General features: G+C 58.0%; 26 protein-coding genes and 2 pseudogenes. 18 read left to right on the top strand and 10 right to left on the bottom strand.

Annotated elements, in window-relative coordinates:
• Positions 1-754: 754 nt before the first annotated feature.
• The 4 genes and pseudogenes from rpsF to tnpA form a co-directional block, all read left to right on the top strand.
• Positions 755-1,048, top strand: coding sequence for a 30S ribosomal protein S6 (gene rpsF, locus HMPREF9163_RS10260; RefSeq protein ID WP_009441717.1), 294 nt, complete (start codon positions 755-757; stop codon positions 1,046-1,048).
• A gap of 35 nt (positions 1,049-1,083) precedes the next feature.
• A complete protein-coding gene (locus HMPREF9163_RS10255) occupies positions 1,084-1,530 on the top strand; it encodes a single-stranded DNA-binding protein (protein ID WP_009441716.1) in 447 nt (148 codons plus the stop codon).
• A 44-nt stretch (positions 1,531-1,574) separates the two neighbouring features.
• Entirely contained in the window at positions 1,575-1,808 is a 234-nt protein-coding gene (gene rpsR / locus HMPREF9163_RS10250) for a 30S ribosomal protein S18 (RefSeq protein ID WP_006306231.1), read from the top strand.
• Positions 1,809-2,005: 197 nt separating this feature from the next.
• Positions 2,006-2,218: pseudogene (tnpA, locus tag HMPREF9163_RS10245) on the top strand (IS200/IS605 family transposase); the annotation flags it as partial.
• Here the strand turns inward: tnpA and HMPREF9163_RS12760 are convergent.
• Positions 2,216-2,366, bottom strand: a pseudogene (locus tag HMPREF9163_RS12760) (secretion protein HlyD). The pseudogenes tnpA and HMPREF9163_RS12760 sit on opposite strands and share 3 nt — an antisense overlap.
• Positions 2,367-2,409: 43 nt before the next feature.
• On the opposite strand from HMPREF9163_RS12760, the gene HMPREF9163_RS12615 reads away from it, so the two are divergent.
• The 4 genes from HMPREF9163_RS12615 to HMPREF9163_RS10230 all read left to right on the top strand — a co-directional run bounded on the left by HMPREF9163_RS12615 (position 2,410) and on the right by HMPREF9163_RS10230 (position 3,421).
• On the top strand, positions 2,410-2,628 hold the full coding sequence (locus tag HMPREF9163_RS12615; RefSeq protein ID WP_009441713.1) for a hypothetical protein: 219 nt from the start codon (positions 2,410-2,412) through the stop codon (positions 2,626-2,628).
• Complete coding sequence (locus tag HMPREF9163_RS12225) at positions 2,570-2,863, top strand: biotin/lipoyl-binding protein (RefSeq protein WP_232296698.1); 294 nt, start codon at positions 2,570-2,572, stop codon at positions 2,861-2,863. Before HMPREF9163_RS12615 ends, HMPREF9163_RS12225 begins: the two co-directional genes overlap by 59 nt.
• Positions 2,752-3,006 carry a universal stress protein gene (locus HMPREF9163_RS12220; RefSeq protein ID WP_009441712.1) on the top strand — a complete coding sequence of 85 codons (255 nt, stop codon included), beginning with the start codon at positions 2,752-2,754 and terminating at the stop codon, positions 3,004-3,006. Before HMPREF9163_RS12225 ends, HMPREF9163_RS12220 begins: the two co-directional genes overlap by 112 nt.
• Before the next feature lie 94 nt (positions 3,007-3,100).
• Positions 3,101-3,421 (top strand): hypothetical protein, encoded by a 321-nt coding sequence (locus HMPREF9163_RS10230; protein ID WP_037347014.1) that lies wholly within the window; start codon positions 3,101-3,103, stop codon positions 3,419-3,421.
• Positions 3,422-3,482: 61 nt separating this feature from the next.
• Here the strand turns inward: HMPREF9163_RS10230 and citX are convergent, their stop codons facing one another.
• From citX to HMPREF9163_RS10215, 3 genes are read right to left on the bottom strand one after another with little or no spacing between them, the layout of a single operon-like run.
• Complete coding sequence (gene citX / locus HMPREF9163_RS10225; protein ID WP_009441710.1) at positions 3,483-3,992, bottom strand: citrate lyase holo-[acyl-carrier protein] synthase; 510 nt, start codon at positions 3,990-3,992, stop codon at positions 3,483-3,485.
• A 57-nt stretch (positions 3,993-4,049) separates the two neighbouring features.
• On the bottom strand, positions 4,050-5,087 hold the full coding sequence (gene citC / locus HMPREF9163_RS10220) for a [citrate (pro-3S)-lyase] ligase (protein WP_009441709.1): 1,038 nt from the start codon (positions 5,085-5,087) through the stop codon (positions 4,050-4,052).
• 8 nt (positions 5,088-5,095) lie between these two features.
• Positions 5,096-5,971: a LysR family transcriptional regulator gene (locus HMPREF9163_RS10215; RefSeq protein ID WP_009441708.1), complete on the bottom strand. Its 876-nt coding sequence runs from the start codon at positions 5,969-5,971 to the stop codon at positions 5,096-5,098.
• Positions 5,972-6,162: 191 nt separating this feature from the next.
• On the opposite strand from HMPREF9163_RS10215, the gene citD reads away from it, so the two are divergent.
• From citD to HMPREF9163_RS10190, 5 genes are read left to right on the top strand one after another with little or no spacing between them, the layout of a single operon-like run.
• Positions 6,163-6,465 (top strand): citrate lyase acyl carrier protein, encoded by a 303-nt coding sequence (citD, locus tag HMPREF9163_RS10210; protein WP_009441707.1) that lies wholly within the window; start codon positions 6,163-6,165, stop codon positions 6,463-6,465.
• The gene (locus HMPREF9163_RS10205; RefSeq protein WP_037347011.1) at positions 6,462-7,373 is read left to right on the top strand and encodes an aldolase/citrate lyase family protein; all 912 of its coding nucleotides are present in this window, start codon (positions 6,462-6,464) and stop codon (positions 7,371-7,373) included. Before citD ends, HMPREF9163_RS10205 begins: the two co-directional genes overlap by 4 nt.
• Positions 7,374-7,385: 12 nt before the next feature.
• Positions 7,386-8,945, top strand: a complete 1,560-nt coding sequence (gene citF, locus HMPREF9163_RS10200) for a citrate lyase subunit alpha (protein ID WP_009441705.1) — start codon at positions 7,386-7,388, stop codon at positions 8,943-8,945.
• Positions 8,942-9,835, top strand: a complete 894-nt coding sequence (citG, locus tag HMPREF9163_RS10195; protein ID WP_009441704.1) for a triphosphoribosyl-dephospho-CoA synthase CitG — start codon at positions 8,942-8,944, stop codon at positions 9,833-9,835. The genes citF and citG overlap by 4 nt, the downstream gene beginning before the upstream one ends.
• A gap of 27 nt (positions 9,836-9,862) precedes the next feature.
• Positions 9,863-11,188 (top strand): CitMHS family transporter, encoded by a 1,326-nt coding sequence (locus HMPREF9163_RS10190; RefSeq protein WP_009441703.1) that lies wholly within the window; start codon positions 9,863-9,865, stop codon positions 11,186-11,188.
• Positions 11,189-11,252: 64 nt separating this feature from the next.
• Here HMPREF9163_RS10190 and HMPREF9163_RS10185 read toward each other — a convergent pair whose 3' ends face one another.
• From HMPREF9163_RS10185 to HMPREF9163_RS10165, 5 genes are read right to left on the bottom strand one after another with little or no spacing between them, the layout of a single operon-like run.
• Positions 11,253-12,491: a metallophosphoesterase gene (locus HMPREF9163_RS10185; RefSeq protein WP_009441702.1), complete on the bottom strand. Its 1,239-nt coding sequence runs from the start codon at positions 12,489-12,491 to the stop codon at positions 11,253-11,255.
• Positions 12,488-13,213: a TVP38/TMEM64 family protein gene (locus tag HMPREF9163_RS10180; RefSeq protein ID WP_009441701.1), complete on the bottom strand. Its 726-nt coding sequence runs from the start codon at positions 13,211-13,213 to the stop codon at positions 12,488-12,490. The genes HMPREF9163_RS10185 and HMPREF9163_RS10180 overlap by 4 nt, the downstream gene beginning before the upstream one ends.
• Positions 13,214-13,224: 11 nt before the next feature.
• The gene (locus HMPREF9163_RS10175; RefSeq protein ID WP_009441700.1) at positions 13,225-13,572 is read right to left on the bottom strand and encodes a hypothetical protein; all 348 of its coding nucleotides are present in this window, start codon (positions 13,570-13,572) and stop codon (positions 13,225-13,227) included.
• A gap of 21 nt (positions 13,573-13,593) precedes the next feature.
• Positions 13,594-14,445 carry an N-acetylmuramoyl-L-alanine amidase gene (locus tag HMPREF9163_RS10170; protein WP_009441699.1) on the bottom strand — a complete coding sequence of 284 codons (852 nt, stop codon included), beginning with the start codon at positions 14,443-14,445 and terminating at the stop codon, positions 13,594-13,596.
• A complete protein-coding gene (locus HMPREF9163_RS10165) occupies positions 14,435-16,147 on the bottom strand; it encodes an ABC transporter ATP-binding protein/permease (RefSeq protein WP_037347007.1) in 1,713 nt (570 codons plus the stop codon). Before HMPREF9163_RS10165 ends, HMPREF9163_RS10170 begins: the two co-directional genes overlap by 11 nt.
• A gap of 198 nt (positions 16,148-16,345) precedes the next feature.
• Between HMPREF9163_RS10165 and HMPREF9163_RS10160 the strand changes: the two genes are divergently transcribed.
• Positions 16,346-17,035, top strand: coding sequence for a MotA/TolQ/ExbB proton channel family protein (locus tag HMPREF9163_RS10160; protein WP_037347005.1), 690 nt, complete (start codon positions 16,346-16,348; stop codon positions 17,033-17,035).
• The gene (locus HMPREF9163_RS10155; RefSeq protein ID WP_009441696.1) at positions 17,032-17,430 is read left to right on the top strand and encodes a biopolymer transporter ExbD; all 399 of its coding nucleotides are present in this window, start codon (positions 17,032-17,034) and stop codon (positions 17,428-17,430) included. The genes HMPREF9163_RS10160 and HMPREF9163_RS10155 overlap by 4 nt, the downstream gene beginning before the upstream one ends.
• Before the next feature lie 48 nt (positions 17,431-17,478).
• Here the strand turns inward: HMPREF9163_RS10155 and HMPREF9163_RS10150 are convergent, their stop codons facing one another.
• Positions 17,479-19,167, bottom strand: a complete 1,689-nt coding sequence (locus tag HMPREF9163_RS10150) for a DUF4127 family protein (protein ID WP_009441695.1) — start codon at positions 19,165-19,167, stop codon at positions 17,479-17,481.
• A gap of 247 nt (positions 19,168-19,414) precedes the next feature.
• On the opposite strand from HMPREF9163_RS10150, the gene HMPREF9163_RS10145 reads away from it, so the two are divergent.
• The 3 genes from HMPREF9163_RS10145 to cas6 are packed head-to-tail and all read left to right on the top strand — an operon-like array spanning position 19,415 to position 22,429.
• Positions 19,415-21,217: a TM1812 family CRISPR-associated protein gene (locus HMPREF9163_RS10145; protein WP_051038612.1), complete on the top strand. Its 1,803-nt coding sequence runs from the start codon at positions 19,415-19,417 to the stop codon at positions 21,215-21,217.
• Positions 21,204-21,575 carry a hypothetical protein gene (locus HMPREF9163_RS10140; protein ID WP_009441693.1) on the top strand — a complete coding sequence of 124 codons (372 nt, stop codon included), beginning with the start codon at positions 21,204-21,206 and terminating at the stop codon, positions 21,573-21,575. Before HMPREF9163_RS10145 ends, HMPREF9163_RS10140 begins: the two co-directional genes overlap by 14 nt.
• A gap of 29 nt (positions 21,576-21,604) precedes the next feature.
• Positions 21,605-22,429 carry a CRISPR system precrRNA processing endoribonuclease RAMP protein Cas6 gene (cas6, locus tag HMPREF9163_RS10135; RefSeq protein ID WP_037347002.1) on the top strand — a complete coding sequence of 275 codons (825 nt, stop codon included), beginning with the start codon at positions 21,605-21,607 and terminating at the stop codon, positions 22,427-22,429.
• Positions 22,430-22,448: the final 19 nt, after the last annotated feature.

Below are 22,448 nucleotides of genomic sequence, written 5' to 3'. Positions count from 1 at the left end.
AGTCGCGCCCCACACGGGGCGCGTGGATTGAAACACTGTGCCGTCATCGACTGTGTACGTCTCCGTGGTCGCGCCCCGCACGGGGCGCGTGGATTGAAACCCCGATGCACGTGACGTTGTCCCGTTCATGGAGGGTCGCGCCCCGCACGGGGCGCGTGGATTGAAACGAACCTTTGAGCATCTGCACAATCGACTTCTCAAGGTCGCGCCCCACACGGGGCGCGTGGATTGAAGCAGCCGAAAGGAGAAACGACAGGCTAACCGCGAGCTGCGCCTCTCGCGCAATATATGCGCGCGTGCTGTTCTACATGAGAATCATTGTGTCGATTTGGAGGAGAAAATGGGGGCTGTTTTGGGGGTTCTATACATATGCATCATTTTGTCAGGATATTTGCTCCTGATCGTGATGATGTTGGGCGTTCTATTTGCTGTCCTAAGAACGGTTTTCCTAGGTATATAACGCCTTTGTGTCTTCTTTTATCGAAAATATCGTTCAAAAAAGAATCAGGAACCCACGCTACACTGGTTCACCCTCCCAGACGGCAGGAGAAGATATCTTCCTTAGTCGCTTTATGATTTGCGACGATGGGGGAAGAATTCCAAAATTTGCCCATCGCGCCCCTTGCGCACTGTTCCCAAACATGATATACTAACCCCTGTCGCGTGAGCGTGTGCGTCTTTCGTGCGCGCTTGCATAAGAATAACTCTGCCGCCGACATGAGCGGCGGCCAAAGACCGAAGAGGAGGTGATTTCGTGAGATTGTACGAAGTCATATTTATTGTGAAGCCGATGGAGGAAGAAGCGACAAACGCCGTCATCGAGAAGTTCACGAAGCTCATTCAGGCAAACGGCGGTACGATTGAGAAAGAGGACCGTTGGGGCAAGAAGCGCCTTGCCTATGAGATCAAGGACAACAGTGAAGGATACTATGTTCTGCTGTACGTCAATGCAGAGCCCGCCTGCGTCGCCGAGTGCGACCGCGTGATGAAGATCACGGACGAGCTGCTCAAGCACATGATCGTCCGTGCGGACGGCGTCGAGGAGTAATCGATAACGGGCATCCATCCAGGAGAGACAAACCGATGAACAGAGTCATACTGATCGGTCGCCTTGCACGCGACCCGGAGATTCGCTACACACAGAGTGGCAAGGCATTTTGCCGCTTCACGATTGCGGTGGATCGTCGCTTTTCGCGAGCGGCTCAGCAGGAGGGACAGCAGACGGCGGACTTCATTCCCGTCACATGCTGGGAAAAACTGGCTGAGATCTGCGGAAACAATTTGACGAAGGGACGCCGCGTCGGCGTGGAGGGGCGCATTCAGGTGCGCAGCTACGACGGCAGCGACGGACAGCGCAAGTACGCAACGGATGTTGTAGCGGATAATGTGGAGTTTCTCGATTCGAAGAATGCCGGAGGCTCTTCGGGCGGCTATGACGCACCGATGGATCGCAGCGCAGCACCCGCCGCAGGCGGTGCTGCAACGGATATGATGGGACCCGTGATTCCTGACGACGACATTCCATTCTGAGCGGCTGACGCTCAGTACATCCCGTGATGAGGAGGGACAACGAAATGATGAAACGAGATCGAGGCCGCAAGCCTCGTCGCAAGGTCTGCTCGTTCTGCGTGGACAAGGTAGATCATATCGACTACAAGGATGCCGCAAAGCTGCGTCGCTTCACGACGGAGCGCGGCAAGATTCTGCCGCGCCGCATTTCCGGCAACTGTGCAAAGCATCAGCGGCAGGTAACGCTCGCTATCAAGCGCGCACGTAATATTGCACTGCTTCCGTTTACGGCGGAATAAGCAATAAGGGATCACCGTGTGATTTCCTCAAGCGTCGTACCTTTCGAGGTGCGGCGCTTTTTTGTATAAAGAAAACCACGCGATAGTCGCGTAGTTGGAAAGAGCTTAAGCGGTGAACAGAAAATCCCCAGTGTGCTAAACTATGCGTAAGCCTGCCAGCTTAAAAATAGTGAAGACACTAGGGAGGAAACAGCATTATGTTGAAACAACAAAATGCCGATACGCATAGTTTAGCACACACAAAGTGGAATTGTAAGTATCACGTTGTGTTTGCACCGAAGTATCGGCGCAAAGTATTCTACGAAGGGAAACGGTTGGAAATCTGGGAGATCCTAAGAAAGTTGTGCGCGTGGAAGGGTGTAGAGATCATTGAAGGGGAGATCTGTCCGGATCATATCCACCTGCTGTTAAGGAAGCACTGATAAATTCAGCACAGCCATCTTAACGCATCTTTTTTGCCCGCACTGTGTCGGCAAATCCTCCACATAGCCCTTGCTATGCGTCCGGTTTGTCTCCTTGTTCGGACGAAAAAATCTACGCCAATCTGACGGACTTCATTTTATCAGCGATTCCCTCGGGAAAGGAAAACAAAGGGGGATATATGGATCCGAAGAAAAAGGCAAAGCCCGTCGGGATTGCATTCATCGTGCTGTTCATCATCGCGGGGCTTGTGCTCATGTATACGGGCAATGACGCTGTTGTGCTCGCCGTGCGGCAAAAGGAAGGGATTCTCACGGCGGAGCAGGTGAAGATGTCGTTCGATGTCGTTCGACTCGGTGAGCGGGCGGCTTGTCCGCGAGGTGGTGCAGGAGGACGATGAGGTGCGCACGGGCGATGTCATCATGGAGCTGGACGCGACGGACAACGAGCTCGCGATGGCGCGCGTGAATGCACAGATTGCCCAGATCGAGGCACAGATTGCGGGGGGGGGGACAGAACCTCGATGGGAATCTCTCTCGCCGAGGTTGGGACGAATGAGACGCAGACGTTCCGCCAGATTGACGCGCAGCGTGCGCGCGCATATGAGCGTGGAGGAGGGGATCCCGCCGAGGTGACGGTCGCAGTCGCAGCAGAGGAGGAGAGTCACCTCATCGTCATCGGCTCGCGCGGCTTCGGCACACTCGAGCGCATCGCATACGGCAGCGTGCCCACCCATGTCACGCGTCACGCGCATTGCCCTGTACTGCTGGCGAAGTAACTTTAACGCATTGTTTACCTCCTCTTAAATGTGCTCCAAAGAAAAAGCAGTAGGGTATCAGAGGCAGAGACAATATGAAAAAGGGGCGATCAGTATGAAGAAAAAGGCATATATCACGGGGGTTCTGGCTGCTGCGATTGGACTCGGCATCATGACGGCAGCACCGTCTGCAGAGGCCGCGCAGCCCGTTCAGCAGCTCTCCTATGAGAATGGGGCGTCGAATGAGTACAGCTTCCGCATGAAGGAAGAGGATCGCATTCACGATGAGAACATGCGCAAGATCCGCTTTGAATTCCGCCGCGACGGCGATCAGGCGAAGTATGACCGCGCGATGAAGGAGGAGCAGAAGCGTCACGATCAGGCGGTGAAGATCATCAAGCGGGACTACCAAAAGCGTACTCCGTGGCGTCATTAAAACGGGAAATAAATAGGAAAGCGCCCTGCAAGGCTCACTCTTGCAGGGCGCTTTCCTATTTTTATGATAGATATGCAGTCAGGAGCCGCTCGATCTCTGCTGTCAGCTCCTCGATGGAGTGGCGGCGGCTGCGTGCGCAGACCTGCGCCTGATCTGTGCAGAGGAGGCAGCGACGCGGCAGGGGGCGTGAGAGCTTCGTGCCGTCTGCCGCGAGTACATCGAGGTCGAAGAGCCGGCCGAGCGGATGATGCTCCTCGATTTTGGTGCAGATTCTCTTGAGCTCCGCTGCGTCTCCATCGATGGCAAGCAGCGCCTCATCGCCCGTGGCATTGTGGGTCTCCACCTGTACCATACAGGAGAGATGTGCCGCGTGCAGCTGCTCCTCCAATGCGGCGCGCCCATCTTCGAATGCACGCCGCAACTCTGCGGAGGTCTTGACAGCCCCGGGGATATTGAGCGTGAAGGAGATGAGGGGGCACGCATACTCTTTCAGCCATGCCTCCTGACGTGCGGCACGTTCCTCGCGTGCGGTGAGCATGGCGGGCAATTCCACGGGAATGCCGTTCAACATAGGAACTCCTTTCGTGGGCAGAACGCATCAATTTCTCTTCGCTTTATCAGTGCGCTCCTAGTAGTGTATGACATCCGCCGCCTCCGCAATCTTCTTGCGGATGGCGGCACTTTCTTCGCTTTGGAGGAAGGCGAGCGTCGTCGGCGGCAGGAGGGCGGGGAGCAGTTCCATATCGCGCGTCTGAATGGCGCGGCGCACGGTGGAGGCACTGATCGGCGCGCCGCCGTACTCCTTGCGCGGGATGACCCTGCACTCGATGCCGGCGCGCGGGAGGTCGTGCAGCATCGTCTCATTGTAGAGACTGGTGACATGGCTCGCCTGCTCTGCACCAACATAGCGGCGCGTGATAGAGAGCGCTGCGGCAATGCGCGCAAACACCGCGATATCGAGCTGCGCGTGACTGCGGATCACGGCGTCCTCGTCCTTTTGAAAATAGCTCGGGAAGGTCGCCTGACTGATCATATAGGAACCCGTCGCGTGATAGACAATGTTGCTGAGATGTGCCGTCCCCGCGCGCACAAGTCGCTCGCGCACGGCAAAGGGGAAGAGGCTCGCGTCCTCGCTGACGATAAAGAGATGCAGGAGATCACTCTCTGCGGCGGCGCATTCCACGAGATAGAGATGACCGAGGGTGAACGGGTTTGCATTCATGACGATGGCTGCGGCTGTTCCCGCTGCGCTCGGCGACTCTTTTTGCAGCTGCTTCAGATAGTCGGGGAAGCCCCACCGCCTGTTTTCGAGAAAGACAATCGTGTCGGATACGCGCGCGATCTCGTGAAAGCCGAGGTCACGAAAGAAGCGTGCCGCCGATCCCTTCGTGTAGAGAAAGACGGCAGCATTGCCGCGCTCCTGCTGGACCACGATGAGGTGGGTGAGAACTTCGTTCAGCAGCCCCTCGCCCTGATGTTCGCCATCAACCGCGAAGCAGCGTAGCGTGTTCCCGCAGCAGCTGCCCGTGGCGATGACCGCGCCCGCGTCGTCGAGGACGGCGCAGGTGTAGTCGAGGTTTGCATCCATGCGCAGGTCTTCCTTTTCGAGCAGGGCGCGTACGCGCGCCATACCCGCGCGGTCGGATGGGTAGATGGTAGAGATCATAGTTCCTCCTATGCGTGGGGAAGCAGGGGCTTCCCCTGCTCCAGCAGCATGATAAAGGCGCGGATCTGCGGCAGGGCGGCGCTTTGTTCGGTGTAGAGCAGATAGGTCGAACGCATGAGCGGACGCCCGTCCGCAAAGTACATGGGGCGCACGCATCCGTCAAAATGCGCGAGGCAGATCGCGGGCACGATGCCCCAGCCGAGTCCCTGTCGCACCATCTCGATGCAGGTCGCCGTGTTATTGGCAAAAATCTGATTCTGCGCCGTGGGAATCTTGTTTTCTCGGCGCCAGAGCGCCGTGTCGCGTTCCATCTCCAGATCGGCTTTGCGGATGACCTGCGGGAGTGCGCCGAGCGGCACCTGTTCGTGTTCCCGAGATGTGATGATGCAGACCGGCTCGCGATCGAGCAGGATGCGCGGCCCGTCCCAGTCGGAGTATTCCCCGCGCACGATTGCCAGCTCCATTTTCCCCGCGATGAACATGGAGAAGATCTTTTGACTGACCTCGATGATCGTCTGCGTGTGCACGAGCGGATAGTGCTCCTGATAGCGGAGCAGGAGGGGCGGGAGGCGATACATCGCATAGTTGATCGACACACCGACGCGCAGCGTGCCCGAGATGATGCCCTGTGCGTCATTGAGTTCCTGATTCATCGTGTTCAGCTCGCGCGTGATCGCCTTAAGATGGCGCAGGACGATCTCGCCCGCCGGCGTGAACTGGATGCCCTGCCGCGAACGAAGGACGAGGATGACGCCGAGCTCCTTTTCGAGCTGACGGATGCGCTTGGACACGGAGGATTGCGTCGTATACACTTCCTCTGCGGCGCGCGTGATATTGCTCGTCCTTTGCAGGGTCATAAGCAGCTGGATGTCCTGCGTATCCATGTGCTCCTCCTTCCTGTGGTGCGAGAGACATACTTTGCGTTTATTATATCATGACAATCATCGCTTTTGCGATTGAAAAATGTGAGAGAAGCATTCCTTTTTTGCATGGCACGGATTGAAAAATGGGTACGTTTACAGAGAATCGTTCTTCCTGTTATTATGATACCATAAATAAACAAGGAGGAGTCTCTATGCAGATTGAAAAACCCGCGATGGCGGGGACGCTAGAATCCAGCGATGTGCAGGTCACCGTCGAGCCGAGCACGGGCGAAATCGAACTTCATCTGGAGAGCAGCGTGATGAACCAGTACGGGCGCGCCATTCGGCAGACCGTACTCGAAACGCTGCAGCGTCTCGATGTAACGTCCGCGCGCGTTCAGGTCGTGGACAAGGGGGCGCTTGACTGCACGATTCGCGCGCGCGTAGAGTGTGCGGTCTTCCGCAGCGCCGGCGTATCCGACGAGAATGTTCCGTGGGGAGGTGTGATTCAATGATTCCAAGACCAAGGCCGGAGCGGTTCCGTCTGCGCCGCACGATGATGTTCATGAATGCGCAGCGTCCGGGACTCATCAAGGATGCCTACATCTACGGTGTGGACAGCATCATCCTCGACCTCGAGGATGCCGTCGCGGAGAACCAGAAGGATGCGGCGCGCTTCTCACTCTATCACGCGCTGAAGAGCATCGACTACGGCGAGACCGAGGTGCTCGTCCGCATGAACGGACTCGAGACGCCGCACTGGCAGGAGGATGTCCGCGTCTGCGTCGCGGGCGGCGCGGACGGCGTGCGCATCGCCAAATGCGAGAGTGCGGACGATGTGAGACAGATCGAGGAACACGTCCTTGCGGCAGAGAGGGAATTCGGCGTTGAGGAGGGGCGGACGCTGCTCATGGCGGCGCTCGAAAGCCCGAAGGGCATCCTCAATGCGCGCGAGATCTGCCAGGCGTCGGAGCGCATGCTCGGCGTCGCCATCTCGGGCGGCGATTTCCGCAAGAGTATGCACGTCCGTCCCGAGCGCAGCGGCATCGAGATCAATACGGCGCGCAGCCTCATGCTGCTCGCGGCGCGCGAGGCGGGCATCCAGTGCTTTGACACCGTATTCACGGCGCTCGACGACGAGGAGGGCTTCCGCGCGGAGGTGGAGCTTGATCGCGCGATGGGCTTTGACGGCAAGAGCCTCATCAACCCGCGTCAGATTGCCTATGTGCACAAGACCTTCGCACCTACGGAGAAGGAAATCGCGACGGCGGAGCTCTATGTGCGCAGCTTCGAGGAGCAGTCGAAGCAGGGCGTCGGCGTGTATACGGTGGGCGGCAAGATGGTCGACATCCCCTTCATCGAGGACGCGCAGCGCGTGATTGCGCTTGCAAAGGCGTGCGGCGTCTATCACGGGGATTTATAAGGGGGGGCAGTGATGAAAAACGCAGTGGGCAGAGAGATACCCGAGGAGCTTCTTGTCGGCGGCAAGGAGGTCTATCAGGGAAAATACTACATGGACGGCAAGACCTTCCACAAGGCGGGGCCGAACGTGCGCCGCGCGGAGAAACCGCAGGCATCCAAGATGCTCGCCTCCATCCGCGAGGCGTGTGAGAAATGCGGCGCGCATGACGGCATGACCGTGTCCTTTCACCACGCCTTCCGCAACGGCGACTATGTGACGAGCATGGTCATGAAGGTGCTCGTGGAGGAGATGGGGCTGAAGGATCTGACGGTTGCGACCACCTCCCTCGGCAGTGCGCAGGATCTGCTTGCGGATTACATCGAGGAAGGTAAGATCATCGGCATCCAGTCCTCGGGTGTACGCGGACGAATCGGCGAGGTCATCTCTGCAGGAAAGCTGAAGACACCTGCGATCATCCGCAGTCACGGTGGACGCCCGCGCGCGATTGAGACGGGGGAACTCCACATCGACATCACGTTCATTGCGGCATCGGCGTCGGATGATTACGGCAACGCGAACGGCACGGGCGGGAAGAACAATTGCGGAACACTCGGTTATGCCGTTGCAGATTCGCGCTGTGCAGATCACGTTGTCGTTGTGACGGACACGCTCGTACCGTTCCCGAACTCACCAGTTTCAATTCAATCCATCGACGTGGACTATGTTGTCGTGGTGGACGAGATCGGCGACCCGAAGAAGATCGGCACGAAGGAAGCGCGCGTGACGGAGGATCCACGCAACTTGATGATGGCAGAGAACTGCGCAAAGATCATGGCGGCGACACCGTATTTCAAGGACGGGTTCTCCTTCCAGACGGGCGTCGGAGGCCCCTCGCTCGCGGTCAACCGCTATCTCGAGGACTATATGCGCGAGCGCAATATCGAGATGGGCTTTGCGCTCGGCGGCATGGGCGGCAACATCTGCGACCTCATGGACAAGGGGCTCGTGCGCAAGCTCCTCGACACGCAGGATTTCGATACGAAGGCGATTGCGCATCTTGCGACGCATCCCGACAAGCATCTCGAGATCTCCACGAGCGAGTACGCGAACCCCGCGAACAAGGGCGCATATGTGAACAAACTCGACTTCGTTGTGCTTGCGGCGCTCGAAATCGACACGGATTTCAACGTCAACGTGCTGACCGGCTCGGACGGCGTGCTGCGCGGTGCGCCGGGCGGGCATCCGGACACGGCGGCGGGGAGCAAGTGCTGTATCATTGTTACGCCGCTCGTGCGCGGGCGCATGGCAACGGTCTGCAAGAAGGTCGTCACTGTCACCACGCCGGGGGACTGCGTGGATGTGCTTGTGACGGACTACGGCATCGCCGTCAATCCCGCGCGCGCGGAGCTCATCGAATGTCTGGATGAGGCAGGCATCGCGCATACAACCATCGAGGCGCTGCAGGAGAAGGCATACAGCCTCGTGGGCGAGCCGGACGAGCTCGAATGGGAGGATCAGGTCATCGCCGTTCTCGAGGCGCGTGACGGAACAATCCTCGACGTTGTGCGCAAGATCAAGCCGCTCGTGCTTTGAGTACGGTCTTGGAAGGGCGCAGGTGCGATGCGGAGCGCATAGCATCCTATGCCGTTGAGTCGCTGCTTGTCGAGGTGGCGGCAACACCGAAGCCGGGGCTTGTCGACCGTGCGAATAATGGGGCGCACGCCGACATGGACTTCTTCACCTTTCAACGCTCGGCGGCGGTACTTGCTCCGTACTTCACGGCGTTTGTGCGTGCAGGTGCGGAGCATGGGGGCAGTTTGGAGACGCTGCTCTTTGTCCTGCGCCCGCTCGGACGAGCGGCAGAATCCGCGATGTATGCACGCACGGGGGGCGTGAACACGCACAAGGGCGCGGTCTTCAGCTTCGGCATCCTGCTCGGTGCGGCGGGCTGGCTCGGCGTACATGGGGAACGGCTGACAGCGGAGCGCTTGCTCAATGCCGCACGGACGATCTGCGCGGGACTCTGCCGCGCGGACTACGGCGCGCTCGCAAAGAACGCCGTGCCCGAGACGAAGGGACAGGCGGCATATCTCACCTACGGTCTGACGGGTGTGCGCGGCGAGGCGGAGGCGGGCTTCCCACTCGTACGGGAGTATGCCTTGCCGCTCTACCGCACGCGCAGGACGGCGCATATACCGCTGAACGATGTGCTCGTTGACGTGCTCCTCGTCCTTATGGCGCACAATATGGACACGAATATCCTCGGTCGTCACGATCTTGCGATGCTTCATCGCGTGCAGGCGGAGGCCGCCCGCATCCTCACGCTGGGGGGCATGGGGACGGTGGCGGGAAGCGCAGCAGTCGAGGCATTTGACGCGCAGTTGATCGCCGCGTGGGTCAGCCCCGGCGGTTCGGCGGATCTCGTTGCACTCACACATTTTCTCTACGAAATAGAGCAGTCCGAACTGCTCAAGGAAACGTGAAACAACTTTTGGAATGGAGGGTTTTTCATGTTATTAGCCATCACAGGCTTTGTGATGATCTTCTTGATCATCTATCTGCTGCTGCAGTCCAAGGCACATCCGACGCCGATCTTCGTCATCGTGCCGATCCTCTGCGCCGTTGCCTGCGGATTTGACTTCACCCAGATTGCGGAGTTTATGAAGACAGGCGTTACAACGACCATGCCGGTCGCCGTGCTCTTTATCTTCTCCATCGTCTACTTCTCGATCATGTCGGAGGTCGGACTATTCGATCCGCTCGTCGATTTCCTCGTGAAGCATGCGGGATCGAACGTCATTCTGGTCACAGTGGCAACCGCCTGTATTGCAACGATTGCTCATCTCGACGGCGCGCTCGCCGCAACTCTGCTTGTGACGATTCCCGCGATGTTGCCGATCTACAAGAAGCTGCACATCCGTCCCGTCGTCCTCTGCGTCATCATCGGCGCTGCCATGAGTATCATGAACCTCCTGCCATGGGGCGGCCCGGTCGCACGCGTCGGCGTCATTCTGAACACCGATGTCAACGCACTCTGGCATACGCTCATTCCGCTGCAGATTGTCGGTATCATCATGGTGCTCATCTTTGCGGCATTCATGGGCGTTCTGGAAAAACGGCGCGGCGCGGGTCTGCATCCGACAGGCAAGGCTGCGGAGCTGGATGAGGATGCGTCCTCGGCGCATCAGATTTCCGATGAGGAAGCCGCTGCGCTGAAGCGTCCGAAACTCTTCTGGTTCAACCTGCTCCTCACGGTCGGTGTCATCGCCCTCCTCTGCTTCACGAAGATCCAGCTGTACGCCGCATTCATGATCGGACTATCGCTCGCCCTCATTGTGAACTTCCCAGACCCGAAGATGCAGGGCAAGCGCATTAAGGCGCATGCGGGCGAGGCACTGGGCGTGCCCATGATCCTGCTCGCCTCGGGCGTCTTCCTCGGCGTTCTGACGGGGACGAAGATGATGGATGCGATGGCGGAGACACTCGTCATGCTCATTCCGAGCGTCCTCGGCCCCTACTTCCACATTATCATGGGAATCTTTGCCGTGCCGATCGGCATGATGCTCGGCACGAGCCCATATTTCTTTGGACTGCTGCCGCTTGCGATCGGCGTCGGTGAGCAATACGGCATTTCACCGGAGAATATGTCGAACGCGATGCTCGTCGGCAAGAACTTCGCCGTCCTCGTCACGCCGCACGCGGCGACCACATTCCTCTGCTGCGGACTTGCGGGTGTCTCCATCAAGGAGCTGCTGCGTTTCTGTGCGCCATGGCTCTGGGGTCTCTCGATCATCTCGCTGTTCTTTGCCATTGTGCTGGGCATCGTCACAGTGTAGGGCAAGAAGATACGAAAATCAAAAATGGGGATTTCCTACGAAAATTTTGTAGGAAGTCCCCGTTTTATTTATGCAGTTCTGCAGTATCAAGTATTGTGCCGCGCACTGTTTCACAGCGGATGTGGAGATGCTGTGCATCCGCCTCCATATAGAGGTAGTTGGACGGCACTGGATTTGGCCCTGCCGCGAGGTCATAGTCTTCGGCGGGAACATCGAAATACTCATTTCCCGCAGGCCCAGCGAGGAGGTAGAGCGTACCGTGTGCATCCGTCTGTCGCGTGCGGAGCTGTCGGCGGCGATAGGCGTGGACGTGACCCGAGACGACGAGGTCGATACCGAGCGTGTCGAATGTGTCCAAGAAGACCTGCCCCACGTCGCTGATGCCGTGCTGCGTCTCTTGCTCTGTCTGATACTCCCCATAGGACAGAATATCCTTGTGCATAAGCACAATCTTCCACGGTGCTGTGCTTGCCGATGCGTCGCGCATAAGCCAGTCCATCTGCTCGCGTTTCAGTGCCTCGCCGCGCCCCTCGAGTTCGAGGAACTGCGTGTCAAGCACGATGCAGTGCACGCTGCCGATGTCGAAGGAGTAGTAGTGTCCTCGAAAATCCGTGCTCCCGTTGTCGGGTAGAGCGAATGTAGATAGGTAGCGCACAGGAGGAACGGCTGTCCAACTCAGCCCGTAGTATTCGTGGTTGCCGAGCACGGGGACGTGGACATGGCGGGCGAGAGGAGCATCCGCGCCCTCCATCACATCAAAGAACGAGCGCCAATGCCATGCAGATTCGCCGTTGTCCGTGAGATCGCCGACAATGGCGGCAAAGTCTGCATTTGGATGACGCTGCCACGCCGCATGATAGACCTCCCGCCACACATCGTAGCTTTCGCCGCATTGGCTGTCTGAGAAGAGGAGGGCGCGCGTCATCTCACTTGCGCTGCGTGTGAGCGGAATCCATGCCGTTGCGCCATTCGGCTCTATCACGCGGTACGATGCGCCGTCGGATACGGGAATCTCTGCATGATAGATAAACTGTGTCTCGCCGTCCATTGAGAGATACCGATAGGCAGGAATGTATTGCTCCGCCTTCCCGTCAGCGCGGCGCAGCTCAACGCACACGTTTTCGAGCAGCTGCGGGCTGTCCCACTCAATCATGCGCGTGTGTGCGGGATCTGTTGTTATAATCTGGCGCATATGATATATGCCGTCCGTGGCAGCATGTGCGCTGCGGGACGAAAAGAGACCGCCGAAGCCCATCGCGAGAATGGTCTTGGCGGCAGCCTGTAAAAATGAGCGGCGGGTCATTCTTTTTTCTCCATTTCCTGTGATACGGCTTCCTCACGCATGAGACGCTTTTCGTAGCGAATCGCCGCATAGATGAGAATGCCGGCGGCGATGATGACGACAACAAGGCGCGTATTGTCCTCCTGCTTCATGATGAGGTCGTGACCAATGATGGCCTCGATCCCTGTTGAGGGGAATTTGCCGACGAAGGAAGCTATGACATACTCGCGCAGCTTGATTGAGGAGAGGGCACCGACCGCATTCAGAAGCGCGGAGGGCAGATAGGGGATCATGCGCCCAATGAGCATGACAATAAAGCCTTTGGTGCCGCTGTACTGGTCGATTTTTGAGAGGAAGGGGCTTTTTGCGATTGCTTTTTTCGCCGACTCACGAAAGTAGAAACGAATGAGGATGAAGGCAATCGTTGCACCAACGGTCTCTGCGACGCAGGCAAGGACAATGCCTGGGACGATGCCGAAGAGAATGACATTTGCCGTCGAGAAGATGACGGCGGGAGGGAAGCCAAGTGTGTTTGTAAAGAGTGTGAGCAGAAACGCAAAGACAATAGCCCCGTCGCCGAAGGAACGGATGTATTCCACTGTTCGCGGGATGTCGCCGCTCGCGAGCAGTGTAAAGAGCTCGGGCAGGAAGTCCGGTGCGAGGAGGTGGATGATGACGAAGAGCAGAACGATTGCCAGCGCGGCACAGACCTTCACAACACCCATACCCATTTGCTGTTTCATGTAGATTCCTCCTAGGTAGTGAGAACCAGAGCGAGTGCGCCAAGTATGAGCGCAAAGCTGAAGCCCTGCATGGCGTTTGCAATGTTCTTTCCATAGGTTCGGGAGTAATGTGCGACAATCTTTCGCAGCTCGAAGATCAGGAAGGAAAGGCAGAAGAAGATGAGCGGGAGATCGCCCTCCGTCCAGCCGTAGGCAAAGATCAGCGAGGAGAGGACGATGCCGGTCTGCTCGCCGCGCGAAAAGATGCGCTCCGGCTCCTTCGAGCGTTCGCGTGCGTCAATATCGGCACGCGTCAGAGGAATGCCCATCTCATCGGTCTTTTCCTGATCGCGGTCGAAAAAGCGATAGTGGAATCCCATGACTCCTCACCTCCGTTGATATCAGGTTGCAATGCGCCGCTGTGCGGGAGCCGGATTCGGCTTTGGCAGATCGGGACGCTTGTTCGGCTTGAGAGACGGTTTTTCGGGCGGCGGCTGTACGGGCGGATTCGGCGTGCTCGGTGTCGGGTGTGCGGGACGCGTCATGCCGTTTCTCTGCTGCGCTTCCTCCATCTGCTGTCGAATGCGTGCGCGCTGCGCCTCCTGTTCCTCGCGTTCACGCTGTACGATGCGCAGACGTTCTGTCTGCAGTTCCTCAGAGGCGTAGAAGATGCGTGCCTGTTGGACGATGTCGGGGAGCTGCGCGTAGAGATGGCGGCCGGGGCAGGCGGTTGCATTGAGATCGCGATGCCCCTTCACCGTGCTCTGCCACATGGGGTCAAGCTGATAGACGGTGCAGAGCGACGCGATCAGTCGAGCAGCAGATGCCTTCTGAGGCTCCGTGGGAACGGCGTTCTCGAAGTTGCCGACGAGGTTGATGCCGACCGTATGGCGGTTCTCGCCGTAGACGTGTGCGCCGACTGTGCCGAGCGGACGTCCTTCTTCGATCGTGCCGTCCTTGCGAATGATGAAATGATAGCCGATGCCCGACCATCCGTTGTTCAAATGCCACTGATGCACGGTCTCCGCCGAGACATCATCATTGTTTGCCATGCCGATGTGATGAACGACGATACAGTCTGTGACATAGCGGTTCTCGAGTGGGCCGAACCGCAGATGCGTCGGACGCACGGTAACGCCGGGCAGTGCCGACGGGATGTACCATGATGCCTCCACAGCAGAGGGGAAGAAGGGGAGTGCGGCGGCGCCGATGCCGAAGAGGGCGAGGCGGCGCAGGAATTCTCTACGATTCATGTGGGATCTCCTGATAGGTATACGATTGGTCTTTGAGGCGGAGCTCCGTGTCATGAAGGACAAAAAGAGTCGAGCGATGCCCAACGCTGATGATGCTCGCGGCGGGGAGTTCCTGATGCAGCAGTTCATACAATGCGCGTTCGCGCGGTTCGTCGAGGGCGGATGTTGCCTCGTCGAGGAAAATCCAGTCGGGGCGGATGAGCAGGATACGTGCAAACGCAAGGCGCTGCTGCTCGCCAAGCGAGAGAATGCGGCTCCAATCGTCCACGTCATCGAGACGTGCGGCGAAATGATCCATCCCAACGAGTTTTAGAATGCGTGCGATCTCGTCATCGGATGCCGCCGCTGTGCGTGGATAGGAGAGCGCGCGGCGCAGCGAGCCGAGAACGAGATAGGGGCGCTGCGGGAGAAAAAGCCTCTTTGCGCCCTGCGGCAGCTCAATCCTGCCGCTGCCGTACGGCCAAATGCCTGCAAGCGCACGGAGCAGCGTGCTCTTGCCCGTGCCCGAGGCACCTGTCACGAGGACGTGGCTGCCTGCGGGCAGGGAGAGTGTGCAGGCGGAGAGAAGCGGTGTGCCGTCCGGCAGATCGATCGAGAGGTCTTGCAGCACGAGCGCCTTGTCGCTGCCCTCGCTGCGTACAATATCGCTCGTGACCCGTGCGGACTCCTCCATATGCTCCGTGAAGCCCGAGAGTCGCTGGATCACGGCGGCGAGCTCGGCGATGGAGCTATAGGAATCGACGAAGAAGGAGAGTGCATCCTGCACGCGTCCGAATGCCGAGAGCGTCTGCATGAGCCCACCGAGCGCCATCTCGCCCGCATAGTAGCGCGGTGCTGCCATGACGAGCGGGAATATGATCGCGAGCTGTGAGTATCCATTGACGTAGAAGTTCAGTAGCTTCGTGCGGCGCATGAGTCCCCAGTAGTTTTTGATGACGCTGGCGAACCGCTCCTTGAAGCCGACCGTCTCCGCCATCTCGCCGCGATAGAATGCGATGCTCTCGCTGTTCTCGCGCACGCGCATCATGCTGAAACGGAAGTCCGCCTCATAGCGCTGCTGGTCGAAGTTCAGGCGGATGAGCTTCTTTCCGACGACGTGGACGAAGTATGTGCCGAGTCCCGAGTAGAGAAGGGACAGCCAGAACATATAGCCGTAGACGGTGAACTCTGTGCCGCCGACGGGGACGGTGATGACGCCCGAGAGGTTCCAGAGGACGACGGCGAATGCGCTGAGTGTCGCGAGCTGCTTGAGGATGCCGACGAGCAGCGTCAGCGTCAGGGTGACGAATTGGTTGATATCCTCGCTGATACGCTGATCGGGGTTGTCTGTATCGCTGCGCAGCACCTGCAGACGGTAGTAGACCTGCCCGTGCATCCAGCGCGTGAGATACTGCTCCGTCATCCACGTACGCCAGTTGATCGTCAGCATTTGCCTCAGATAGACGGCATAGACTGCGATCACAATGTAGAGGAATGCGAGCACGGAGAACTCGCCGACAAGCGGCCAGAACGATGCCCAGTCATACGCTTGCAGCGCGTCGTAGAAAACGCGGTACCAGTCGTTTATCCGCACGAGCAGATAGACCATGATGAGATTGAGCGCAATGACCGAAATAAGCAGCCCGCGCGCCTTCCATTTTTCGGGGGAACTCCAATATCCTTTGAACAGCTGCCAGAAGCCGCGTGCGAGAGGGAACTTCAAACTGTATCCTCCTTCGATGAGATAACGGCCTTTATTATAGTATTTTTTCACAAGGTCTGCAAGGTATCAGACAACAATCAGAATAATATAATGATATTTGTTATCGTTGACGCAGGCACAAATATGTAGTAGAATAATCTCGCTTATCATGGGATGCGGTGGGTCATTGTAGTTTATTGGGAAAGGAACGGTTATACGATGGATTTTATTGCACAGGGGATTGATTTTTTCAGGCATGGCGGCATTGTCATGTACTTCCTGCTCGCGGCATCGATCTTTGTCGTCTTTATCGGCATTGAGCGTGCGTTCTATTTTGCACGTGCGGATGCGGGGCGGGCGTTTGCACATGCCTTCATGCTGGATATTGCCAACGGACGCTTCAAGGAGGCAGCACAGCTGACCGAGACGCATCGCGGCGCGATTGCGGACATCCTGTTCAGCGCGATCTCGAAGAACAGCAAGAACTCGCGCAAGATGACTTCCTATATGGAGATTCAGTCCGGCATTGCGCTCTCGAAGCTGCGCAACCGCATGTACTATCTGAGCGTGATTGTCACGATGGCGCCGCTCCTTGGACTGCTCGGCACGATCAGCGGCATGATCTCGACGTTCAGCGTGTTCAACATCGAGGCGGGCGAGCCGAGCGCGATTACGGGCGGTGTCGGCGAGGCGCTGATCGCGACGGCGATGGGTCTCTGCGTCGCTATCATCGCGCTCACCGTGCACGCGTATTTCTCACAGCGCATCGAGAACATCGTCACGGATATGGAGATGTGCTTCTCCGCTGCCGAGAACAGCCGCATCGAGCTTGCGCGTGCGGCGGGTGTCAAGGGCGTGATCGAGACTTCTCTGCATGCGGGAGAAGCGGCGGAAGGTGATGAGGCATGAGGCTACGCGACAGAAGGGCGTTTGAAAAGCCCGAGGTCATGATTATCCCCATGATCGACATCATGTTCTTTCTGCTCGTCTTCTTCATTATGAGCACGCTCTACATGGTGAACCTGAAGACGGTCGATGTGAACCTGCCAAAGGCGCAGACAGCGCAGACGCAGCTGAACGTGACCTATCTCGTCACCATTCGTCAGGACGGCTCGCTCTGGCTCGAGGATCAGCAGATCGACGAGGCGACCCTCCTGCGCCGTGCGCGTGCGGAGAGTCAGAAGAACCCGCGATTTGCCGTCGTTGTGCGCGCGGACGGGGACATCAACTACAGCGGCGTTATGGAGCTGCTGGACAAATTCCGCAAGGAAGGCATTACGCGCTTCGGGCTTGCGGCACAGTGAATACAGTGTAACAGAAAGAACGGAGTCCGTCGGGCTCCGTTCTTTGCGTTACTGGTATAGTTCGATTATCGGCTGCGTTTCCAACCGTATCTCGAAGGTTCGCGGCCACGGGTAGTATGCCGTGATATTGCTCCGCACAAGGCGTAGCTGCATATTGCCCTGCTGAAATGGTGCGCGGAATGCAGCTGTACTCTCATAGCTGCGTATGCGGCGATCAAGGTCGTGCATAAGGAGGTCGTTCGCCCAGCGCCAGTTGCGCGTGAGGTCGAGATCGGCGGTATTCCGATAGCCCGCAATGCGGAGCGTGTTGTTGACGCGGTCGATTGTCTCCTTGAGATAGAACTCATCCTCGGCAATGCGTCCCGTGAGGAATGCGAGATTCGCGTACGTGTATGCCTCCCGCTCCTCGTTACTCGCTGCGCGCTGCATGGCACAGTGATAGAGCAGCGCCTCTGAGAGCGCCGTGCCGATGGCGTTACTTGCCGTGTTCCAGCCAGCATACGCCGTGAGCGCGTTCACGGGCACGTTCTTTTCGATCAGTATGGGCAACAGCATCTCCTCGGCGTGAAAATGACGGGAGAGATCGACGAGCGCGACGGGCACTCCGCGCGCCATCATATTCCGTATTGCAGCGGCAGCAGGGGCGCGCGTGCCGAGCGTATCTGCGTTGCTGTCACCCGCAGAGATGTAGAGCGTCAAATCATTGTTTTCCGTATCCTCTGCGCGCACGGCACCAAGCATGGTGATCTTCTCGCGCGCCGTCGCGTCGTTCGAGACCGCCATAAAGGGGAAGACCATCGCCCCCATTGCTTCGTCTGCATAGCGCAGGGAGATACGCGGCGCATCTTTGCCACTTGCTCGCAGTTCATCCACGGCAATCCGCGTGAGCATGGAGAGCGCAATCTCATCCGCGCCGTGCACAATCATCGCCCGCTCGGGGGCGATATTTTTTTGCGCGAGCAGGGCGGCAAGCTCTGCCTTTTTCAGATTGCCGACCGAATACTCCTCGCCGTCATCCTGTCCGAGGACGAGGCGCGCGAGCACGCCCTCCTCCGTGAGTTCGATGAGCATGGAGGCGAGTGCCGTACTCTCCTCGAAGTGTGCGAGATATCGTTGCAGATAGTCGGGCGGAAACTCACCGCGCAGACGCTCCATCTCTGCCGCATCGACGGGCAGACCCTCGCCCGCGCGTCCGAGGAGGCGCGCATAGGCGAGCAGGGCGCGGCGCTCGCGCCAGCCCTCGAGCCCGTCCTGTGGAATCGCGCGCGGCAGGATGTAGAATGCGTACAGGGGAATAGAGGGATGCGCCGCGTGCAGGGTGCGCAGATCGTTTGCCAGCTCCGCAATATCCGACGGCGCAATATGCGCCTCGCGCGCCGCGAGGAGTCCCCCCGAGAGCAGCTGATCCACCGAGAGGATGACGGCATCCGCGGCGCCCGCCTCGTGCGCGAGCCAATCTCTCAGCGCGCGTGTATCGCCCGCCTTCGAATAGTAGTCCATATACTCCATCGGCGGCGTTATGACATTCCATCCGACAATCTTGCCGCCGTTTACGACGAACTCCCGGCACGGCGGGCGCGAGTCGAGCGGCACAAGCAGGATGCGCCGCCCTCCTGCATCTATCGCCATAGTGGACAGCGTGCGCCAATCTCCCACATATGTGGAATGAAATACGAAGTGAAAGAGGAGCAGCGCGACGATTAGGAAGATAGTGGTGATGGATAGTTCCTGCTTCATGCCGCGCCCTCCTTCCGTTCCTCACGTTCCTGCGTCATCATTTTACTGTATGGAACCCGCCTGTGCAATCCGTTTTTTGCAGCAATCGTCCGATGAGGAGAAGCGTTGAAAGATCATCTGCACGCTTCATGCTACTTGCTTTTAGACATGATTAACGATAAAATAAGAGACAGCTTAGGAGAGACGAAATTTTATGAAAAAAACAGTTATGTGGAGACCTTTGTACGGCACGAGAAAGAGGGATCATATGAAAAAAGACATTATGCTGTGCTTTCTGAGCGATGTCAAGCGCAACCGTGAGGGCGGCATTTCGGTGGCAGAGTATCAGAACATCGGCGCGAAAAAGGACTGCCACACGACAAATGAGTCCGCCGTCCGTTACCTCCTATGCGGAGGACATGCACAGGTGGACAGTTTGTCGCATCTCTTCCTCGTGCGGACGCAGATGGTCGCAGGGCCGATTGTCGGATACGAGGATACGGAGGGGCGTGGGTGGACGCATTACGGCTATTTCCTGCATCGAATCTCGGATATCGTACCCAATGTGGAGGATATCGCGGAATCCATCGACTTTGACGAGCAGGCACCGATCGAGGAGAATATGGACACCCTCATCGAGGTTGCCTCCTCTGTGCGTCGCTATGCACAGGATGTCAGAAGAGATGATCCGACTGCGGAGATTGTTCTCCACGTTGACTGCACGGGCGGGCTGCGCAATGCGTCGATGATCCTCATTGCACTCATGCGGCTCGTACAGTACGAGCGCATTGCCATCGGCAAGGTGATCTACTCGAACTATCATGCGCATCGTGTCGAGGAGGTCAAGCCGCTCTACGCATTCTTCGACCTCGTTGCGGGCGCGGAGGAATTCGTACGTCATGGCGAGGTGTCGGTGCTGCGGGATTATTTCCGCGCGCGGGAGAAGAGTCCCGCATTGGAGCGGCTGCTGGCAGCGATGCATGGATTTGCCGAGGAATTGACACTCTGCCATTATGGCGAACTGCGCACTGCGATTGACGAGCTTCGGCGCAGGATAGAGGCATTTCCCGATGAGTCTTCGGCATCGATATCGGCAGAGGCGGTGCAGAGTGACAATCTCATGCGGCAGATGCTTGTGCGCATCCGTGAAGATTACAGCACCATCCTCACGGAGGAGGTAGACGACATCGCTCTCATCGGGTGGCGCATTGATCGCGGCTTCCTGCAGCAGTCGATTACCTTCTTCACCGAGCGTGTGCCGGAACTGCTCGTGAATTCCGGCTTCCTCTGCCTAAAACCAGAGCATCAGGAAAATTTCTTAGCCTGTCTTGAAAAGGACCCCATGCATCGAAACGCCGGATTCTATCTCGTCAACGAATATCGAGGGGAAAAACTTCCGAGTGAGGAGTTCCACAAGGTGCAGACCGCATGGAGAGATACCCGGCGGAAATTCCTGTGTGCATTCCGCGCGGAGACGACAGCAGATGAAATCTTTGCCTTTGCTGACGGCGCAATGCGTGACACACCGCAATTCCGTCTTGGTGATGCCCAGCGCATGTGCGATGTCTTTACGTGGCTGAGTCAGATGCTTCGTGAAGAAGATAATCTTGCCCTGCGCGATACGCCGATTGGCAAGGCTTTTTTGGAGCGTGTTCGTACGCCTTATATCAATGCGCGCCGCCCCAAGAAGAGCAAGACGGGGCAGGAGACCGCAGAGCAGAGCGAGGTCTGGGACACGCTGATGGCACAGAACAACAGAAGCGTCGTTATGAAGCTTGGCAAATTCCTTGGGAAAAACGCTCTGGAAACGGATCTCGACCAAATTTTTTCCGACATCGCATGGATGCCCGTTGTGCGCAGAATGGGTGAGGGAGGCTTCACTGTGCGGGACAATGCACTGGCAGAGCGTATCCTGCGGCAGTATTTTGCCGTCAAGGACGAGCGCAACCACACCAGCCACGCGCGCGCAGAAACGGGGCGCCCCGGCATAGAGGAGCTGACCGCGCTGATGCGGAGTGCGCTTACGGATATTCGCCGCGCATGCGGAGGGGAGGTATATGGCAATGCATGAGTTCATCAACCATACCAACCATCCCTCCGCCCGCTGGGAGGAGGCGCAGCGGCGTGCAGCCGAGGCATACGGCACGATATCGGACGTGCCCTTTCCGCAGATCCCCGCTGACTGGGGTGAGGATGTCGTGCGGCGTCTGGCGGAGGAGAACGCGCGGGCGATCCTCGCACGCAGTCCTGCGGCCATCCTTGTGCAGGGCGAGTTCACCTATACCTATGCGCTTATCAATCTGCTGAAAGCAGCGGGCACTCCTGTCCTCTCCGCGTGCAGCGAGCGCCATGTGAGCGAGCGCGTGAACGAGGCGGGGGAGACCGTCCGCGAGTCCCGCTTCGCATTTTGTCGTTTCCGCGCCTACTGAGGGCGGTGCATTCGTTCGGGGAGAAGGATATGTTAGGAGTTCTTGTTTATCGGCTGCGCGTGGAGACGGGCGGGCATTTTACCATGTTCCCGGGCAGACTCCTCCACGGGGCGCTCTTTCACTATCTTTCAGAGCGTTCGGCAGAGCTTTCTGCCGACTTCCATGCGCGGCAGATCAAGCCGTTTACGATTGGCTGTCTGCAAAGAGCCGACCGCCGGCGTGCACCTTCCGCAAATACAGAAAAGACCTTCAACGAACCAGCTTTTACTGAGGGAGAGAGTGTGTTCCTGCGCGTCACGGCGCTCGACGATGCGGCTCTTATGGCGCTTGCCGCTATGCCGCGTGGAACGAGACTGCAGGTAGGTAAACTTGCGTTCAGCCTTGAGGAGGTTCTCGCCGACGGACGCATGGAGACCGGCGCGGCAGCGCCTGACGAACTCGCGGCGGCGGCACTGTCTATGGAGCGCGCGCGGAGCGTCCGGCTCCACTTCCGATCACCGACACTATTCCGTGCGGACGGGTATGATTACGCATTCCCGCAGCCCGAACGCATCTTTGCCTCACTTGCCGACAAGTGGACACAGCAGGAACTTCCTGCTGTGATTTACAAAGACGCGGCGCGCATAGCCGCTGCAAAACTTGTTCCGCTCGCGTGGCGTGGAGAGAGTCTGCGGGTACGGCTGACCAATCAGAAGAGGGTTCCTGCATTTGTCGGGGATTTTTCGTTCAGCCTCGCGGAACTTTCGGAGGAGGAGCGGGAGATCATCCTGCTTCTCACGCAGTTTGCTCCCTTCTGCGGAACGGGGCGCATGACAGCACAGGGAATGGGGGAGACGTATGTATCTATCTCATAGAAATGGATTTGCGCTGCAA

It is taken from the genome of Selenomonas sp. oral taxon 138 str. F0429 (assembly GCF_000318175.2).
Taxonomy (GTDB): Bacteria; Bacillota; Negativicutes; order Selenomonadales; family Selenomonadaceae; genus Centipeda; species Centipeda timonae.
The sequence above is the reverse complement of the archived record's forward strand: the minus strand, read 5'-3'. Positions and strand labels throughout refer to the sequence as shown.

Excerpts from the sequence above, each read along its gene's own strand:
- HMPREF9163_RS10170 (WP_009441699.1), bottom strand. The coding sequence starts at position 14,445 with ATGAATCGTAGAGAATTCCTGCGCCGCCTCGCCCTCTTCGGCATCGGC.
- citC (WP_009441709.1), bottom strand. The coding sequence starts at position 5,087 with ATGATCTCTACCATCTACCCATCCGACCGCGCGGGTATGGCGCGCGTA.
- HMPREF9163_RS10175 (WP_009441700.1), bottom strand. The coding sequence starts at position 13,572 with ATGGGATTCCACTATCGCTTTTTCGACCGCGATCAGGAAAAGACCGAT.
- HMPREF9163_RS10205 (WP_037347011.1), top strand. The coding sequence starts at position 6,462 with ATGATTCCAAGACCAAGGCCGGAGCGGTTCCGTCTGCGCCGCACGATG.
- HMPREF9163_RS10230 (WP_037347014.1), top strand. The coding sequence starts at position 3,101 with ATGAAGAAAAAGGCATATATCACGGGGGTTCTGGCTGCTGCGATTGGA.
- HMPREF9163_RS12220 (WP_009441712.1), top strand. The coding sequence starts at position 2,752 with ATGGGAATCTCTCTCGCCGAGGTTGGGACGAATGAGACGCAGACGTTC.
- HMPREF9163_RS10155 (WP_009441696.1), top strand. The coding sequence starts at position 17,032 with ATGAGGCTACGCGACAGAAGGGCGTTTGAAAAGCCCGAGGTCATGATT.
- citX (WP_009441710.1), bottom strand. The coding sequence starts at position 3,992 with ATGTTGAACGGCATTCCCGTGGAATTGCCCGCCATGCTCACCGCACGC.
- rpsR (WP_006306231.1), top strand. The coding sequence starts at position 1,575 with ATGATGAAACGAGATCGAGGCCGCAAGCCTCGTCGCAAGGTCTGCTCG.
- HMPREF9163_RS10215 (WP_009441708.1), bottom strand. The coding sequence starts at position 5,971 with ATGGATACGCAGGACATCCAGCTGCTTATGACCCTGCAAAGGACGAGC.
- HMPREF9163_RS10185 (WP_009441702.1), bottom strand. The coding sequence starts at position 12,491 with ATGACCCGCCGCTCATTTTTACAGGCTGCCGCCAAGACCATTCTCGCG.
- HMPREF9163_RS10255 (WP_009441716.1), top strand. The coding sequence starts at position 1,084 with ATGAACAGAGTCATACTGATCGGTCGCCTTGCACGCGACCCGGAGATT.
- HMPREF9163_RS12615 (WP_009441713.1), top strand. The coding sequence starts at position 2,410 with ATGGATCCGAAGAAAAAGGCAAAGCCCGTCGGGATTGCATTCATCGTG.
- HMPREF9163_RS12225 (WP_232296698.1), top strand. The coding sequence starts at position 2,570 with ATGTCGTTCGACTCGGTGAGCGGGCGGCTTGTCCGCGAGGTGGTGCAG.
- HMPREF9163_RS10180 (WP_009441701.1), bottom strand. The coding sequence starts at position 13,213 with ATGAAACAGCAAATGGGTATGGGTGTTGTGAAGGTCTGTGCCGCGCTG.
- HMPREF9163_RS10190 (WP_009441703.1), top strand. The coding sequence starts at position 9,863 with ATGTTATTAGCCATCACAGGCTTTGTGATGATCTTCTTGATCATCTAT.
- citD (WP_009441707.1), top strand. The coding sequence starts at position 6,163 with ATGCAGATTGAAAAACCCGCGATGGCGGGGACGCTAGAATCCAGCGAT.
- HMPREF9163_RS10150 (WP_009441695.1), bottom strand. The coding sequence starts at position 19,167 with ATGAAGCAGGAACTATCCATCACCACTATCTTCCTAATCGTCGCGCTG.
- HMPREF9163_RS10160 (WP_037347005.1), top strand. The coding sequence starts at position 16,346 with ATGGATTTTATTGCACAGGGGATTGATTTTTTCAGGCATGGCGGCATT.
- citF (WP_009441705.1), top strand. The coding sequence starts at position 7,386 with ATGAAAAACGCAGTGGGCAGAGAGATACCCGAGGAGCTTCTTGTCGGC.
- HMPREF9163_RS10140 (WP_009441693.1), top strand. The coding sequence starts at position 21,204 with ATGGCAATGCATGAGTTCATCAACCATACCAACCATCCCTCCGCCCGC.
- HMPREF9163_RS10145 (WP_051038612.1), top strand. The coding sequence starts at position 19,415 with ATGAAAAAAGACATTATGCTGTGCTTTCTGAGCGATGTCAAGCGCAAC.
- cas6 (WP_037347002.1), top strand. The coding sequence starts at position 21,605 with ATGTTAGGAGTTCTTGTTTATCGGCTGCGCGTGGAGACGGGCGGGCAT.